The sequence below is a fragment of the Methanobrevibacter sp. genome (genome assembly GCF_030539555.1).
GTDB lineage: Archaea > Methanobacteriota > Methanobacteria > Methanobacteriales > Methanobacteriaceae > Methanocatella.
This window is the reverse complement of record NZ_JAUNXX010000006.1, coordinates 40,727-56,110: the sequence shown is the minus strand read 5'-3', so window position 1 is coordinate 56,110 and position 15,384 is coordinate 40,727. Positions and strand designations below refer to the sequence as shown.

Genomic DNA, 15,384 nt, shown 5'->3' with positions numbered 1-15,384 from the left:
GAAAAATCATGTGTTTCATGCGGATGCTGTATTAAGGTATGTCCTAAACAGGCAATTGAAGTTAAAAATGGGATGTATGCGGTAATTGATGATGATTCATGTATTGGATGTGGAAAATGCGTAATTGAATGTCCTGCATCAGTCATTGAAGGAAAGACTCCTAAAAAAGAAAATAAAGTTCGATTCAAAAAATGGTATGACTATTTGTGGATATTTACCATAGTGTATTTCACATTGGGCTTCTTTAACATAATATTTGCATGGATTGGGATGATTTGCTTTATAGTGCCATTATTGTTTGCCATATTCAAAGGTAACAAAGGATTCTGCAATCGTTACTGTGATAGAGGTCAACTTTTAGGATTGCTCGGAGGGCGTTTAGGGCTTTCAAGAAAAAGGAATGCTCCAAAATGGATGTACTCCAAGGCTTTCAGATATGGATTTTTAATATTTTTCTTTGCAATGTTTTTTGTAATGCTTTGGAATACATATCTGGTATTTGCAGGTACAAAAACCCTTACGCAGGCAGTTACACTATTGTGGACATTCAATGTTCCATGGACATGGGCATATCATGGAAACGTTATAGCTCCATGGGTGTCCCAGTATGCATTTGGATTCTACAGCGTAATGCTCACCTCAACAATATTGGGTCTGCTGACAATGCTTCTCTTTAAGCCAAGGTCATGGTGCGTGTACTGTCCGATGGGAACAATGACTCAGGCAATATGTAAAGTCGAATACAAAATCAGAAATAGATGAATTTAAGATTCATTTATTTTAACTTTTTTTGAAGGATTTTTCCATTTAATTATATTGCATTTTGACATCATAATAATTAATGTCATGAGGATTACCATTAGAATAATCGAAGTTAGAAGTCATTAATTGCATTTCTCTTAATTTTTCAATCAATTTAAAAATGCAAATATACATCAAAACATTATCTTTTATCAATATTGTATATGTCAAAAGATATAACTTATGAAATTAAAATTTAAATTGATGATAAAAAAGGAATATCTTGTTATTTTAATGTTAATCATTATCATTGCATCTTTAAGCATTGCAATATTCAACCAAATAGATTCAAATAATGAAATTGCGGCTAATGATTCAGCCAATCATGAAGTTTTAGCAAATGATTCCGATTTGGGTTCTGTTGAAGTGATTAGGAATATCGGAAACGTTAACGGTGAAAGTATAGCTTATGTGGTTGGAGTTCATCCTCTTGAAAATCTCACCCATAAAACCTTGCTTAAACTCCTGCCCGAAATGACAAATCTGAATTATTGCTATGACATATATGTCATTAATGTAACACAGGATATTGGCTATTATGGTGATGGGTCATCAGATGACAGTCCCGGAAGGCAAAACGGACAAAATCTGGCTTATAAATATGTTTATCCGGAAATTTCAAAAGGCAATTATAAATTGGCAATCGATGTGCATTCAAACGTTGGAGCATATGACTACAGGACATTTGTTTTTTCTCCACTCAAGGAAGGATCGGGAAATGAATATGCACAGCAAGTTGCCATGAATTCGCCAAACATTTCATTTTACGCTCCAGATTCAACAACTAGCGGACCATATCTGACTATTCCATTGAATGAAAATGGAATCCCTGCATTTTACTTTGAAGAGTATAGCTTTGCACCACAGAATGAAAAGGATGAACATATGATTGAACTTATCAATGCTGTTGATAACTTAAAATATAGTTAAATCACATATCTAATTATTGATAAAAATTATGGGGAATTATATGAAATTTGTAGATAAATGGACAGAATCCAGTTTAATTTTAAAGATTATCATAGGGTTGATAATAGGTGCAATTTTAGGAATTATTGTTCCGGGCTGGTCCATAATAGGGCTTTCGGGACAATTATTTGTTAGTGCACTTAAGGCTATTGCACCTATTCTTGTATTTGTTTTAGTTGCTTCAGCCATATCCAAAGCAAGAAGCGGAATCGGTTCCAGATTCAAAACAGTGATTATATTGTATTTGTTCAGTACGTTTTTGGCAGCAATGGTTGCCATTACCGGCAGTTATCTCTTTCCGGTGTCAATTCACCTAACCTCTGCCAGCACTGCAACAGCTCCTGGAGGTCTTGGCGAAGTGATTACAAACATGCTTCTGACAATCTTTTCCAATCCTTTAAAATCACTTTCTGAAGGTGAATATCTGGGAATTCTTTTTTGGTCAATCGTATTCGGGCTTGCTTTAAAAATAGTTGCAAGTGACACAACAAAAGACGTTTTGACAGACTGTGCTGAAGCTGTTACTAAAGTGGTTCGTGCAATCATTCAATGTGCTCCAATCGGAATCCTGGGTTTGGTATTCACATCCGTCAGCGAAAGCGGTCTTGGAATATTCACCCAATACGGCCAGCTCATTCTGCTTTTAGTGGGATGCATAGCATTTGTAGCATTCGTGACAGATCCGGTTATTGCTGCATTCGCACTTAAGCGAAATCCCTATCCGTTGGTATTGACATGTTTAAGGGAAAGTGGTATCACAGCATTTTTCTCAAGAAGTTCTGCAGCAAATATACCTGTGAATATGCAGTTATGTGAACGTTTGGGCATTGATAAGGATTTTTATTCTATAAGCATTCCATTGGGTTCAACAGTTAACATGGAAGGTGCGGCCGTTACCATTACAGTAATGTCTCTTGCGGTTTGCCATACTCTCGGAATTGAAGTTGCATTGCCTGTTGCAATTGTTTTGTGTATCATTTCGACTTTGGGTGCCTGTGGGTCTTCAGGTGTTGCCGGAGGATCACTATTGCTCATCCCGATGGCATGTTCATTGTTCGGAATACCATCCGATGTATCCATGCAGGCTGTAGCTGTAGGATTCATCATAGGTGTAATACAGGATTCCTGTGAAACTGCACTTAACTCAGCGGGTGACGCATTGTTTTCAGCTACCGCTGAATACCATGACCGCGCTAAAAATGGTGAAGAAGTAAATTTCCTGGGAGAATTTGCTAAAAAAAGTTAAGTTTTTCAATAGTTGGGTTAATGCTCTAACACTATTTTTCCAATTTTGTTGAACCTCCCAGTCGTGTTGACGCTGCGGATGTTCAAATGATGTTTCTATTTTAGTTTTGACTTACCGGATAATTATATAATGGAAGATTTCTCTTTCAGTGCTTAGAAATTTTGTTGAAAATAAGAAATGAAAAAATAAGTGAGTCGAATCACTTATTTTTTAACAACTGCTGTTTTTTTCACAGTATCCTTGAGGTAGGTTACCTGATAGGTTATTTTTTTGCCCACTTTAAGCTTTTTGAGAATGCTTGAGGAAACTGTCACTTTAGCCACTCCTTTGGAGTTGGTTTTTGCTTTATATGTTTTGCCATTGAACTTGAATGTAAGCACTTTGTTTTTAATGGCTTTGGTGTTTTTAAGGGTTGCTGTTAAGACAAGTTTTTTGGCTGATTTTTTGACTGTTGCCGCTTTTAAGCTTAAAGGCTGTTTTACTATAAGTTTGTTTGTAACTTTACATGCAAGGTACTCATCATCTTTTTTATATATGTAATGGTATTTTGTAGTTATCTTGTAGGTTCCTGGAAGATTATCTATTTTCACTTTAACCATACCATTCTTGTCGGTTTTAAGAACATGTGTTTTAGAACCAATTGTGATAGTTACAGTTTCTCCTGCACCAACAATTTTACCGTATGCTCCTTTAATTTGAGCATAAAAAGTTTTTGAATCCCCATAATACATTGTAATGTCTTTTACCTTAAGTATTTGGGAAGGTATTGGACGGATAATCACTTCAATATTTTCAGTATGGGTTTTGTTTTGATAGGTATATTCAACAGTTATAAAACTTGATTGTGAAAGTTCTGACGGTTCAAAATTAAAGATTAGATTGTTAAAGGAGAAATTTATTTTGTGGTCTGCAATTTCCTCGTTAAATACTGCTTTTCCATAATCCTGGATTATGGTAACATTTCCACTGGCATCATCTGGAAACTCCATGTATAATATGTTGTTGTCCATATAACGGATGAATTCCTGATAATCCAAATATGGGGATATCATTATTTTCTTCTGTGAAATTCCTTCCACATCATAATCATCGCCCGTATAGTTAATTTCAATGGAATATTCTCCCATCAAATCAAATGTCAGATTAGCGTTACCGTTGATTATCGGAGATGTCTTATATAATGTATTATTGAGGTAAATGCTCAGATTGCCTTTTGCATCACTAGGCAATTTTAAGTATGTTATGCCTTTGTAGTTGATTTCTGATCTTATTTTTCCAAGTACTGTAAATGTTTTATTGAATGATTTTGAGTCAAATTTCTCATCACCAGGATAGGTTATGACAATATTTTTAACACCTGGTGTTAACTGGCTTAAATTCACTGAGAAATATAATGGGTGAAATATATTTTCCACATCAAAATTTTCACCGTTTATTGTTACGATTGGTGTATTTTTTAATTTAGAAGTGCTGTAAAAATACCACACATTGTCAATGTCATAGTATAAAGTATCAGGAATGTCAAATTCGATATTATAGTCATTTGTCACATGGACATTTGCTTTTTTGGTCAGCTTGGAATATTTGCTGTCACCAGAATATATTACTTCAACAGTCTGAATGCCCGTATTCAGATTATCCAGACTTACATAGATTTCATTATTGACCTTGTTCTTTAGCTGTTTGGCAACATCAACCTTTTTATAAACTGTATTGTTCACTTTCACTGTCAATGTTCCTGTGGCTCCGTTTTGAGCATAAAAAACAACATTTTTGCCATTTGATGAATCTATTTTGGTTGGAATTTCAATGTATGTTTTTCCAACAATGCACTGCTGTGTGATGTTTAACCCATTGTATTTGTCTGTTTCAGGCAAACACGCTAAAATGGTATAAGTTTTAGAAACTTTTCTTGGGATATTAATTTCATCACTTGATTTCACGCTTATGGACCGGTCATATTCTCCATCGATATATATTAAAGCGTCGCCATTATAATCATCTGGAACGCTTTCGAATCCTAATTCGTAATCGCTTGTATCACCTATTTGAATGAACTCACAATACCTGACGGTTATGTTTAAATCTTGCTTTTGATTTGAATCATCGCTTAGAATCTCCCCATTGTCCTGTTGGATTTCATCACTAACAGTATCTGTCGAGTTGTCATGGGCTGATACTGCAGTAAATGACAAGATACAAATTAGAATAATGCTTATAATCATCATCTTTTTCATTTAAAAAATCCTCCAATTCTTTTGTTAGTCATATTTATTTATATACGAGAAATATATAATTTATGAATTGGATTTTTTATCGTCAAATAGGATATGGGCAATGGTTTTAAGTTTTTTTTTTAGATTTATTCGGATTCTTCTTTTTCTTTTTGTTTTTTCTTTAGATTTTCAATTCCTATTATCATCGTCAACCTCCTGATTGTATTATATTTTTAATCCTATTTAAATATTTAGGTATGCCTAAAAATTTTCATAAGATAATAATTTATATAATATCTTACAAATCATTTAACCAGGTGGTTGATTATGGATTATGATGTAATATATATTGGAAGCGGAAACGCCGCTTGGCAAGGGGGCCGATTCCTAAGAAAGGAAGGTCTTAAAGTATTGATAGTTGAAGAAAGCCTATACGGTGGAACATGTGCAAATAGGGGATGCAATTCAAAGGCTCTGCTGGATGCTCCGTACGAAATTAAGGCTCTGGCCGATAACTTTGAAGGCGTTGGAAAATCAGGAAACTTCGAAGTGAACTGGCCTGATTTGATGAAGTTCAAACAGAAAAGAATTGCCGGAATGTCATTATTCCTAGACGGCAAATTCGATGAATATGACCTGGACGTTGCCCACGGCAAAGGGGTTATTGTAGATGAGCACACCGTACAGGTAGCAGATAAGCAATTCACAACAGACAAGATAGTAATCTGCACAGGATTAATACCGGTAATCCCCAACATCAAAGGAAGGGAATACCTTCACGACAGCACAGACTTTCTGGACATAGCAGAGCTTCCAAAACATACAATCATTATTGGTGCAGGATTTGTCGGAATGGAATTTGCATCAATACTTGCCGAAGCAGGACTGACAGCAGATGTAATCATAAGAGGCGATATGGCATTGAAATATTTCCACCAGCCATATGTACACAAAGTAATAGAAATATTAAAGAAAAAAGGCATCAACTTCCATTTCAACCAAAACGTTGAAGAAATCACTAGCGACGTGGAAATAGACAATCCGGAAGACAAAGTATTGAATGTCGTTCAGGGCATGAACTCAGATGAAATGCTGAGAGACCCTGAAGCCAAAATAGACAACAGAGCATACGAAAATGCATTCACAGTAAAATGTGAAAGCGGACTGACACTCAAGGGTGACTATGTGATAGCAGCAATGGGAAGGACTGCAAATGTTGAGGATATTGGCCTTGAAAATGTAGGTTTGACATACACAAAACAGGGAATTAAGGTAAACGGACACCTTCAGACAGAAGTTCCAAACATCTATGCATCAGGAGATGTTGCAGACACTGGAATAGCAAAGCTTGTAACCGTTGCAATACACCACTCCAAATATCTTGCAAAGGAACTTTTGGGTGGTGCGGATGAAATAACCTATCCAGTAGTGCCTGCAGTTGCATACACCATACCGAGAATAGCTACGGTTGGTGTTCCTGCATATGTTGCAGAAAACAGTGATGAATATGATGTCCACACAATAAAATATGGAAATTCATATTCCTTGGAGCTTAAAAACGACACAACAGCAGAGGCAAAAGTAATTGTGGATAAGGACCTGCAGATTGCCGGTGCCGAAATATATGCTGCCGATGCAGAAAACGTGGCAAACATGTTTGCTTTCATAATAAACAAAAAAATCACCCTGGAAGAGCTGGACTATATGATTTACGCATTCCCATCAAGCAGTTCCGTCTGTTTATATAAACTGCACAACATCCACTACGATTTGTAAAATATCTAAAATGGTGAGTTTTATGAGTGAAAATAAAATCACATATGACGACATCAAGGATTATGAGAAGCTGCTCTCGCTGGCTCCTTCATTTTTGCTTGAAAGGTACGCCAAGAAAAACACAAATCTTGTTTTAAAGTTCGAGTCAAAAATCAGACCTTTTATCGATAAAATGAATGACGGTCAGAAAAATAAACTGGACATAGTTTTAAACAGTGAAATTGAAGAGTTGCAAAGCATTTTGCAAGATGCCTATCAGAAAAGCAACAAAAAACAATATAAAATCCTTGCAAATCCAAAATATAGAAAATTCATTGAAATTAATCTTGATGAAATACGTGAAATGACTTCAGAAAAGAATTAATATGTGGGAAAATTGTTCAACTGGAAATGATGCAACTGATGAATCAAAAATCCTTACGCACAATGAATTTATACAAATGTCCTAGTTCCTATCAAAAAATCAGGGTTAATTTCAAGGGCTTTTTTAGACATGTAATCCTGTAGTTTTGCCATGTCTTCATGGGAGTTAGAAAACAGATAAATAATTTCGTCCTGCAGTTTCAGATTTTCAACTGAATTGCCCTCAAGAGGACGAAATGTTGGTTTGTAACCTTTACAAGATCCAAATTCTGTTATCAAATTTTTTATTTCATCGATTTTTTTATAAGTTCCTTTAGGTATTACCTTAATGTTGTCAAATTTGATGTCTATTGCACCGACTGAAACAATATCTGTAAATAACTCTCTAGTTTCAGTATTTCTTATAGAATAATAACTATTGAATTTTTTTAATTCCTCAATTAAATCATCCATCTTCCTATTAAGACTGTCTTCATCTTCAGCAATTATATTAAAAAAAGTAACATCTTGAGCTATATCCACAATACTTATAGGTTCTGTTTCAAAAAGAAGGTGTGATGAGGACTGATTAACTGAATCAGCGTATTTTATTATAACTTTGTTGAAGTCATTTATTTTATCATTGTTGAATATTATGAGGATAAATTTTTTTTCAATAGGCATGTTCTTATTTATATTTTCAATAAATAAAAACTTTGCCACATTTTTTTGAAAAATATTGCTTATCAATAAAAATCTATTATTTTCATGAAAAAATTTCAGATAAGGTGTTTATTGGAGTGTATATAGAGATATGAACAAAATCTGAAGTAATATTAAATTCAAGGATGATGGTGCGTTAAAATAAAAAAATTAAAAAAATGGATAAGAATTTATCCATTTATACGTATCTGTAACAATATAGTCTGTAGACAATAAGTGCATTTGTACCTCTTTTATATACTTTGGCAAATGGTTGGGTGTTTGTTCTCCATCCTTTCGCTTTGAGTACTTTTAAGGTGTTGGAAAATTTTTTGTTGAAGACTAGCAGTTTTGAGATATATAATTTTTTCATTTTGGTTGGGAGGTTTTTGTAGTCTGTTTTTATGTATTTGTATGGGAATACCATTGATGCCAAGGTGAATAGTTTTTTCTGAATTTTTGTTGATTTTTGGCTGTTTTTAGTGGCACTCAATTTTGAGACCTTTTTTGTACTGTCTGCACTGTTCTTTTTAGCTACATTAGTTTTTTCTTTACTTGCAGAAACTGTAACCACATTTTTTTCTTTAGTTGCTGGAGCAGCTTTATCTGCACTGGCTGCAACTACATTGTCCTGTTGTTCCTGTGAGGTTATAACATCAGCGTTTTCCTCACTGGCTGCTATAACGTCATCACTAGATTCTGATGCGATTGCATCATCAGTATTGTTTTCCATTGCACTAACTGCACCAATGGCCAATACAAGTATCAATGCGCAAATTAGTATTTTTGAAATCTTTTTGTACATTTTCATAACCTCTTTTTGTTTTTTGAAACTTTTGGTATTTCTATATATATTTTTTAACATTATATAAATTCTTTGAAAATTTTTCATTAAATTATGGATTTTGATGTAATTTATTGTTTACATTTATTTTTTTTTAATCTGTAGTTTGAAAGAATATTGGTATTAAATTAAACAAAACATTAAATATTGCTGAAAAAATAAATTTCATTTAGATTATGATAATAATAATTTCATGAAAACTTATTTATTTGATTATTTACACATTAAAGATTGTAATGTTTATATTTTTGAAAATTAATTGAAGGATATTTTATGAATAGGAAACTTAAAATTGCTATTATTTTGTTTATTATAGTATTTGTAGGAGGCTTTTTCGTATATTCTCAATTTTATTATCATGCTGAAAAAACCGCAACTGACTATATGAATGGAACTGATGATGTGAATGTCACCAAAACTTCAAATGGACTTTTTTTAGACGGTTATGGAAATGACACTGCAATCATATTCTATCCCGGTGCCAAAGTGGAATACACTTCATATCTGCCGTTATTCGTTGATCTGGCCAGTGAAGGTGCTGACTGTTATCTTGTAGAAATGCCATTCAATCTGGCGTTTTTTGGAATTGACAGCGCCGACGGGATTATAGAAAATTCAAGCTACAAACATTACTATATGGCAGGCCATTCATTGGGCGGCGCTATGGCCAGCGCTTATGTAAACAAAACAGACAAGGACATAGACGGTTTGATATATCTCTCATCCCACTCATCTGTAGGGATTAATGTTCCAGTTCTATCCATAAGGGGTACAAATGACGGTGTCATCAATCTGACAAGCTATCATGAGTCCATGTCCACGATGATGATGAACAATTTAACTGAAATATTAATCAATGGGGGAAACCATGCACAATTCGGATATTACGGAAATCAATCCGGAGACGGTGTGGCAAATATCACTGCCGAAAATCAACAGAACCAAACTGCTGATGCAATTTTGAAGTTCATCCACAATTATACGTCAACCCAATAGGATATGCCATATGTATACTGTTAGAGATTCATCACCTGTTTAGTGATGTTTAATCTTTACTATTTTTAATTATTTGATTGTTCATCATATCGACCACAAAATATTGAAACTATATTATTTTGTATCTGAATTTTATTTTAATGAATCTTTTCTTTTGAATATTCAAAATTAATAATGTTTTTATGTTAAAAGAAACAAAAATAATTCTAGTGAATTAGATGAACCGAAAATTAAAAATAATTTTAATTGTAATTATTGCATTACTGCTGGCATATGCCGTTTTCTATTTTACCGAATACCATCATGCACGCCCGCAGGCCACAGACTGCTTGAACGGAACGGAAAACGTATCTGTCATAAAAGTGGATGACGGACTATTTCTCGACGGTCCGGGTAATGAAACAGCAATTATTTTCTATCCCGGCGCTAAAAATGAATATATAGCATATTTGCCGATGCTAATGGATTTGGCTAACCGTAGCGTTGACTGTTATGTTCTTAAAGTGCCCCTGAATTTTGCCATTTTAGGTGAAAACGAAGCAACACCAATAATCGATTCCGGAAATTATAGTCATTATATTCTGTCCGGCCATTCCCTTGGCGGCTTAACCGCAGCATCATATATAAACCATACAGGAAAAGGGGATGGACTCATATTGTTTGCAGGATATCCTGTTGAAGAAATTGAGAAACCTGTTTTATCGATTTATGGTTCTGAAGATGGAATACTTAATTTTAAAGCATATAATGAGTCCAAATCATTAATGGATAATCTGACAGAGATTGTTATAGAAGGGGGAAATCATGCACAATTTGCATATTACGGTCACCAGTCTGGCGATAATGTTGCTAAAATAAGTGCTGAAGACCAACAAAGACAGGCTGTCGATGAAATTTTAGATTTCATAAACAAAATCTAAATTTCTTAATTTTTTTTGAAAAAAAGAATATTGATTCCAATCATCGCTCAAACGATTGGAATATTCAACATCATATATTTTTTATCAATTCACATAAGTGAGGGAGTACTTTTTCAAATTTAACTCCGTATTTATGATTTTCATCGCCGACAGTTTTTTCTATTGCTCTTTTGGTGAATTCACCCGCTATCTTTGCAGCTTCACAAGGTGTTTTACCAATCATGGTTGATCCTACAAATGCAGAGGCAAACACGTCTCCTGTTCCATGAGACACATAATCTATTTTATCATTGTAGACTACTTCTGCGGATGATTTTTCTTTATCCAACACAATCATTCCCAGTTCATTTTCCTTGTGTGTATCTCCTTTTAGGATTACATGTCTTTTGGTGAATTGTGAAAGTTCATTTGCCATTTCCAACATTTCTTCTCTTGTGAATTCCTCTTTCCATGGTTTATGTAATAAGTAGCATGCTTCAGTTGTGTTTGGAAGGACGAAATCTCCTAATTTGCAGAGCTCTCCCATTTTATCTGCGAATTCCTGGTCAAAACCGTTATAGAATTCGCCATGGTCAGCCATAGCAGGGTCAACGAATACATATCCTCCAGGTTTTAATCGTGAATTTATAATATCTTTAATATAATCCAATTGTTCGATTGAAGCGATGAATCCTGTGTATATTGCGTCGAAGTATATTTCTTCTTTTTCCCAGTGTTTTCTGATTTCCGGAAGGTCTTCAGTCAAGTCCCTGACTGTGAAATCTGTAAAGCCTGCAGTATGTGTGGACAAAACAGCAGAAGGAAGGATTGCAGTTTCTATCCCGAATGCAGATACGATAGGTAATGCAACTGTTATGGAGCACTGTCCATAACATGATATGTCTTGAATGGTTAATATTTTTGTTGTTTCGTTCATTTTATCAACTTTTATTTCACTTTATTTTTAATATATATTTTTTAATATTTTATATTTCTGAAATAATTATTTTACATACTTAATATATGTCACTTGTTATATAAACTTTTGTTGTAATAAAATGTACATTGGAAGTTTTGGAAAGTCATTTTTTCAAATCCAACCCATCTTCATCAATTTTGCCGTAAATTTCTTCATCAGCAGTGGCTTTTGCATGCAATATGCTCAATGAATACGCATTGCAGTGGAATCGAAAGATTTGAAAATTTCTCCTAGTAAATAGTATGTGGTCATAGATACAATGCCAATTCATCCATATACTGTTGGTTTGTTATCAAAAAAATCAGTTACGGGCAATAACACAAATCCAATCAGCATCATCACCTGTGAATGAATCCTTGGACTCTTTAACAAAGCTTTTGATGGTGGAAAAACCCGCTTCGCGTAAAGACCTCTCCAGTTCGTCCTGAGAATAAATTTTCATATCCAACAGCTCAACAATATGTTTCTGGCGTTCATCATCTTCATTTGGAAGTGCTTCATTGGCAATGAAAATAATCCCGTCATCTTTTAAAACTCTTCCAATCTCCTTTAAGTCATTTACAAAATCCGGCCAAAAATAAACTGTTTCAAAAGCAGTGACAATATCAAATGAACGGTCTTCGAACGGCAATTCGCTGACAGATGCCCTGATAATTTCACATCTTTCCTCTTCAATAGAGGACAGATTTAAATCAATGGATCTTTCAACTGATAGCTGTGAGTAGTCGACGCCGAAAACCTTGTCGCTGGTCATTTTTAGAAATCTCTCCACATTTACTCCTCCTCCACAGCCAATATCCAGAATAACATCATCTCCGGTCATGTCCAAATGACCCAGACTCCACTTACATAACGCTTCATGATTTTCATTCATATCATCAATTAATTCACTGCCCAAATTGCCTTCAGGCTTTCTTGCATTAATCAATAACTCATCATTGGGATAATCCTTATTTCTCATTGAATATATATTATAATTTTCAAGACTATAAATTTTTCAAAAAAAGTATTTTATATTAATGATGTCAATATATAATAGTATTATATTATTAAATTGGATTGAATGTTATGAATGTTGGAAAGTTAGTTGGAAATACGCCCCTGATAAAGATTAACTATGAATATGAAGGAAAATTAGGCAGCATATATACTAAGCTCGAATTCTACAATTATTCCGGAAGCATAAAAGATAGGATTGCATTATACATCATAGAAACCGAACGGAAAAATGGCAACCTGGTTGATGGACAATCCATTGTAGAGGTAACAAGCGGAAACACTGGCATTGCCTTCAGTGCCATCGGAGCGCTTTTCGGTCACGACGTCCATATTTTCATGCCCGACTGGGTGTCTCTTGAGAGAAGAAAACTCATAGAAATGTATGGTGCCCATGTACATCTGGTTTCCAAAGAAGATGGCGGATTCAAAAAAGCACTTGAACTTGCTGAAGACTTCGCCAACAAAACAGGCGCATTCAGACCACTCCAATTTGATAATGAATTGAATGTAGAAGCCCAATATAAAACAACAGGTCAGGAAATACTCGATTCAGTAAATGACATTAATGCATTTGTTTCAGGAATTGGAACCGGAGGAACATTGATGGGCATAGGCAAAAGATTAAAGGACAACAATCCTGATTCCAAAGTATTTGCCCTTGAACCGTCCACATTATCCATTCTTAAAATGGGAATGGAAGAGGGATCACACCTGATTGAAGGAATAGGTGATGACTTTATTCCGGGAATTGTCGATGAGGATTTGATCGACGACATTGTTTTAATACATGACTGCGATGCAATCAACATGTCTAAAAGAATAGCTAAGGAATTCGGTTTGGGAATAGGCATTTCCAGTGGAGCAAACTTCATTGCAAGTGTTCTAATGGACAGTGATGAGTTAAAAATTGCAACAGTTTTTCCGGATGACAACAAAAAGTACATCACCACCAGACTATCCGAAAAAATAGATGATGACCCCAAATTGCTCTCCAATAAAATAAGACTCATTGATTTTGAAGTAATCTAAACTTATTACAAATTACACTATAATTGAATACAATCAAATACAATGAAAAATAGAATTAAATTCATAGGTTATTATGGTGAATAATATGGATGGGGATAAATTTATTAGGGCAATTTGTTCTTTTTTCGTACCTGGACTTGGACAATTGATTAAAGGAGAAATTGGAAGAGGTTTGAAGTTTTTAATCGGATTTTTAATCATATGGTTTGCACTTCTATTTACAGGTATAATTATTGTTCAGACAATCGTTGGAATAATCATAAGAATATTTTCCGCATACGATGCATATGCACATTTTGCATGACTAAAAGTAACAATTTTATTTTTGCTCAAATAATTTTTTTAAAGGTGATGAAAACGGGATTTTTTTGTTTTGAATAATTCCTAACAAAACATACGTTTCAAACCTTGTTCGGAAGTATATTGGTCCGATTTTTGGAAAAACAATCAAATTATCTTTTATTCGGATATTTTTATTGTTTTGTATCCTGAAAGAATGCTTGCTATGGTTTTTGTTTTTAAACTTGGGATAACCGTTACCTTCATTGAAAAATTTGTTAAAAGCATTAATAAGGTCACGAAATACTTGTTGTAAAGTGCTGGATTCTGAGAGCCGTAAAAAAGAATGCTCTTTTTTAAGCATATTCAACATAGTATTGAAAGTAGTCATGTTGCACTTTAATTTTTTTATTGTTGTGATGTATAAACAGTGAATTGATCTTTTGGTACTCATCCAGAAGATGATTCCATGTAAAGCGTGCATTACCAATATTCTGATTAAGAACATTGACCATATTCTCATTAGGATACAAACGCACCTCCAAACCTTTATTAACAACTTTAACAACCATTCATTAACACCACACATAAAAATAATAATCAATGGGTACAAATACAATATATGCTTATAAGACATATATTAAAAATTAGCAAGAGCAAATGAAAAGTAATGACCTCCTTCCCTTTTTGTGAAATTCATCCTCACCTTAAGAAGATGAGGTATTCTTGCACTCCCAAGATAAATATTTATTTTTTTATTTTACATTATCCAAATCCATTTTTTGCCGTTTAAATCCCAATATTTAAATATTTTTTATAATCGCATTAAATGAGTAAACGTTATTATTTATCTGTTTACTTGGTTAACTTAACAATTTAAAAGGAGGTGAGAATACGAAAAGCAAAAAGTTAATCTTAATATTGGCAATTATAATTCTTTTAAGTGTAAGTGCTGTAAGCGCAGCCGATAATGGTACAGATGAAGTTGCAAGTGCTGCAAACGATGAAATTTTAAGCGCTAATTCTGATGGAAACTTCACTGCCCTTCAAAATTTGATTAATAATTATATTGATACAGACAACACTCTTGTATTGGATAGAAATTATGTCTATAATGAACCTGCTGATGGATCAATTCAAAAAATCGACATTAATGGTAAAATAACTATTGACGGTAATGGTTATACAATAGATGCTATGAATAGTCGTGGTATCTTTGGGCAATTGAATAATTTCTAAGAATGTAAAAAACTAGAAAATAATGTATAAGATATGTAATGCAATTATTCAGTTGTCTTTGCCTTTGT

At 34.0% G+C, this 15,384-nt stretch carries 17 protein-coding genes; 10 read left to right on the top strand and 7 right to left on the bottom strand.

Annotated elements, in window-relative coordinates; genetic code table 11:
• From Q4Q55_RS02700 to sstT, 3 genes are all read left to right on the top strand, one after another.
• Window positions 1–762, top strand: a 762-nt coding sequence (locus Q4Q55_RS02700; protein ID WP_303371280.1) for a 4Fe-4S dicluster domain-containing protein, incomplete at its 5' end; no start/stop codon positions are given.
• A gap of 243 nt (window positions 763–1,005) precedes the next feature.
• A complete protein-coding gene (locus Q4Q55_RS02695) occupies window positions 1,006–1,731 on the top strand; it encodes a hypothetical protein (RefSeq protein WP_303371279.1) in 726 nt (241 codons plus the stop codon).
• Between the two features lie 40 nt (window positions 1,732–1,771).
• On the top strand, window positions 1,772–3,016 hold the full coding sequence (sstT, locus tag Q4Q55_RS02690; protein ID WP_303371278.1) for a serine/threonine transporter SstT: 1,245 nt from the start codon (window positions 1,772–1,774) through the stop codon (window positions 3,014–3,016).
• A 203-nt stretch (window positions 3,017–3,219) separates the two neighbouring features.
• Here sstT and Q4Q55_RS02685 read toward each other — a convergent pair whose 3' ends face one another.
• Complete coding sequence (locus Q4Q55_RS02685; protein WP_303371277.1) at window positions 3,220–5,253, bottom strand: hypothetical protein; 2,034 nt, start codon at window positions 5,251–5,253, stop codon at window positions 3,220–3,222.
• 306 nt (window positions 5,254–5,559) lie between these two features.
• Here Q4Q55_RS02685 and Q4Q55_RS02680 point away from each other — a divergent pair, with 306 nt between their 5' ends.
• Complete coding sequence (locus Q4Q55_RS02680) at window positions 5,560–7,008, top strand: NAD(P)/FAD-dependent oxidoreductase (RefSeq protein ID WP_303371276.1); 1,449 nt, start codon at window positions 5,560–5,562, stop codon at window positions 7,006–7,008.
• 22 nt (window positions 7,009–7,030) lie between these two features.
• Window positions 7,031–7,372, top strand: a complete 342-nt coding sequence (locus Q4Q55_RS02675; protein ID WP_303371275.1) for a hypothetical protein — start codon at window positions 7,031–7,033, stop codon at window positions 7,370–7,372.
• Between the two features lie 68 nt (window positions 7,373–7,440).
• Here Q4Q55_RS02675 and Q4Q55_RS02670 read toward each other — a convergent pair whose 3' ends face one another.
• Both Q4Q55_RS02670 and Q4Q55_RS02665 read right to left on the bottom strand, forming a co-directional pair.
• A complete protein-coding gene (locus Q4Q55_RS02670; protein ID WP_303371274.1) occupies window positions 7,441–8,073 on the bottom strand; it encodes a hypothetical protein in 633 nt (210 codons plus the stop codon).
• A gap of 178 nt (window positions 8,074–8,251) precedes the next feature.
• Window positions 8,252–8,857, bottom strand: a complete 606-nt coding sequence (locus Q4Q55_RS02665; protein ID WP_303371273.1) for a hypothetical protein — start codon at window positions 8,855–8,857, stop codon at window positions 8,252–8,254.
• 312 nt (window positions 8,858–9,169) lie between these two features.
• On the opposite strand from Q4Q55_RS02665, the gene Q4Q55_RS02660 reads away from it, so the two are divergent.
• On the top strand, window positions 9,170–9,892 hold the full coding sequence (locus tag Q4Q55_RS02660) for an alpha/beta hydrolase (RefSeq protein ID WP_303371272.1): 723 nt from the start codon (window positions 9,170–9,172) through the stop codon (window positions 9,890–9,892).
• 218 nt (window positions 9,893–10,110) lie between these two features.
• Window positions 10,111–10,812, top strand: a complete 702-nt coding sequence (locus tag Q4Q55_RS02655; protein ID WP_303371271.1) for an alpha/beta hydrolase — start codon at window positions 10,111–10,113, stop codon at window positions 10,810–10,812.
• 70 nt (window positions 10,813–10,882) lie between these two features.
• Here Q4Q55_RS02655 and Q4Q55_RS02650 read toward each other — a convergent pair whose 3' ends face one another.
• The 3 genes from Q4Q55_RS02650 to Q4Q55_RS02640 all read right to left on the bottom strand — a co-directional run bounded on the left by Q4Q55_RS02650 (window position 10,883) and on the right by Q4Q55_RS02640 (window position 12,731).
• Entirely contained in the window at window positions 10,883–11,728 is an 846-nt protein-coding gene (locus Q4Q55_RS02650) for a pyridoxamine kinase (RefSeq protein ID WP_303371270.1), read from the bottom strand.
• Between the two features lie 145 nt (window positions 11,729–11,873).
• Entirely contained in the window at window positions 11,874–12,041 is a 168-nt protein-coding gene (locus Q4Q55_RS02645; RefSeq protein WP_303371269.1) for a hypothetical protein, read from the bottom strand.
• Window positions 12,042–12,071: 30 nt separating this feature from the next.
• Window positions 12,072–12,731, bottom strand: a complete 660-nt coding sequence (locus Q4Q55_RS02640) for a class I SAM-dependent methyltransferase (RefSeq protein ID WP_303371268.1) — start codon at window positions 12,729–12,731, stop codon at window positions 12,072–12,074.
• Between the two features lie 107 nt (window positions 12,732–12,838).
• Between Q4Q55_RS02640 and Q4Q55_RS02635 the strand changes: the two genes are divergently transcribed.
• Together Q4Q55_RS02635 and Q4Q55_RS02630 are read left to right on the top strand one after the other, a co-directional pair.
• Window positions 12,839–13,798 carry a PLP-dependent cysteine synthase family protein gene (locus Q4Q55_RS02635; RefSeq protein ID WP_303371267.1) on the top strand — a complete coding sequence of 320 codons (960 nt, stop codon included), beginning with the start codon at window positions 12,839–12,841 and terminating at the stop codon, window positions 13,796–13,798.
• Window positions 13,799–13,883: 85 nt separating this feature from the next.
• Entirely contained in the window at window positions 13,884–14,102 is a 219-nt protein-coding gene (locus Q4Q55_RS02630; RefSeq protein ID WP_303371266.1) for a hypothetical protein, read from the top strand.
• A gap of 331 nt (window positions 14,103–14,433) precedes the next feature.
• On the opposite strand, the gene Q4Q55_RS02625 is transcribed toward Q4Q55_RS02630, so the two are convergent.
• Entirely contained in the window at window positions 14,434–14,649 is a 216-nt protein-coding gene (locus tag Q4Q55_RS02625) for a helix-turn-helix domain-containing protein (RefSeq protein ID WP_303371265.1), read from the bottom strand.
• Between the two features lie 349 nt (window positions 14,650–14,998).
• Here Q4Q55_RS02625 and Q4Q55_RS02620 point away from each other — a divergent pair, with 349 nt between their 5' ends.
• Window positions 14,999–15,316, top strand: a complete 318-nt coding sequence (locus Q4Q55_RS02620; RefSeq protein ID WP_303371264.1) for a hypothetical protein — start codon at window positions 14,999–15,001, stop codon at window positions 15,314–15,316.
• Window positions 15,317–15,384 lie beyond the last annotated feature (68 nt).

Excerpts from the sequence above, each read along its gene's own strand:
- Q4Q55_RS02695 (WP_303371279.1), top strand. The coding sequence starts at position 1,006 with ATGATAAAAAAGGAATATCTTGTTATTTTAATGTTAATCATTATCATT.
- sstT (WP_303371278.1), top strand. The coding sequence starts at position 1,772 with ATGAAATTTGTAGATAAATGGACAGAATCCAGTTTAATTTTAAAGATT.
- Q4Q55_RS02685 (WP_303371277.1), bottom strand. The coding sequence starts at position 5,253 with ATGAAAAAGATGATGATTATAAGCATTATTCTAATTTGTATCTTGTCA.
- Q4Q55_RS02680 (WP_303371276.1), top strand. The coding sequence starts at position 5,560 with ATGGATTATGATGTAATATATATTGGAAGCGGAAACGCCGCTTGGCAA.
- Q4Q55_RS02675 (WP_303371275.1), top strand. The coding sequence starts at position 7,031 with ATGAGTGAAAATAAAATCACATATGACGACATCAAGGATTATGAGAAG.
- Q4Q55_RS02665 (WP_303371273.1), bottom strand. The coding sequence starts at position 8,857 with ATGTACAAAAAGATTTCAAAAATACTAATTTGCGCATTGATACTTGTA.
- Q4Q55_RS02660 (WP_303371272.1), top strand. The coding sequence starts at position 9,170 with ATGAATAGGAAACTTAAAATTGCTATTATTTTGTTTATTATAGTATTT.
- Q4Q55_RS02655 (WP_303371271.1), top strand. The coding sequence starts at position 10,111 with ATGAACCGAAAATTAAAAATAATTTTAATTGTAATTATTGCATTACTG.
- Q4Q55_RS02650 (WP_303371270.1), bottom strand. The coding sequence starts at position 11,728 with ATGAACGAAACAACAAAAATATTAACCATTCAAGACATATCATGTTAT.
- Q4Q55_RS02645 (WP_303371269.1), bottom strand. The coding sequence starts at position 12,041 with ATGAATTGGCATTGTATCTATGACCACATACTATTTACTAGGAGAAAT.
- Q4Q55_RS02640 (WP_303371268.1), bottom strand. The coding sequence starts at position 12,731 with ATGAGAAATAAGGATTATCCCAATGATGAGTTATTGATTAATGCAAGA.
- Q4Q55_RS02635 (WP_303371267.1), top strand. The coding sequence starts at position 12,839 with ATGAATGTTGGAAAGTTAGTTGGAAATACGCCCCTGATAAAGATTAAC.
- Q4Q55_RS02630 (WP_303371266.1), top strand. The coding sequence starts at position 13,884 with ATGGATGGGGATAAATTTATTAGGGCAATTTGTTCTTTTTTCGTACCT.
- Q4Q55_RS02625 (WP_303371265.1), bottom strand. The coding sequence starts at position 14,649 with ATGGTTGTTAAAGTTGTTAATAAAGGTTTGGAGGTGCGTTTGTATCCT.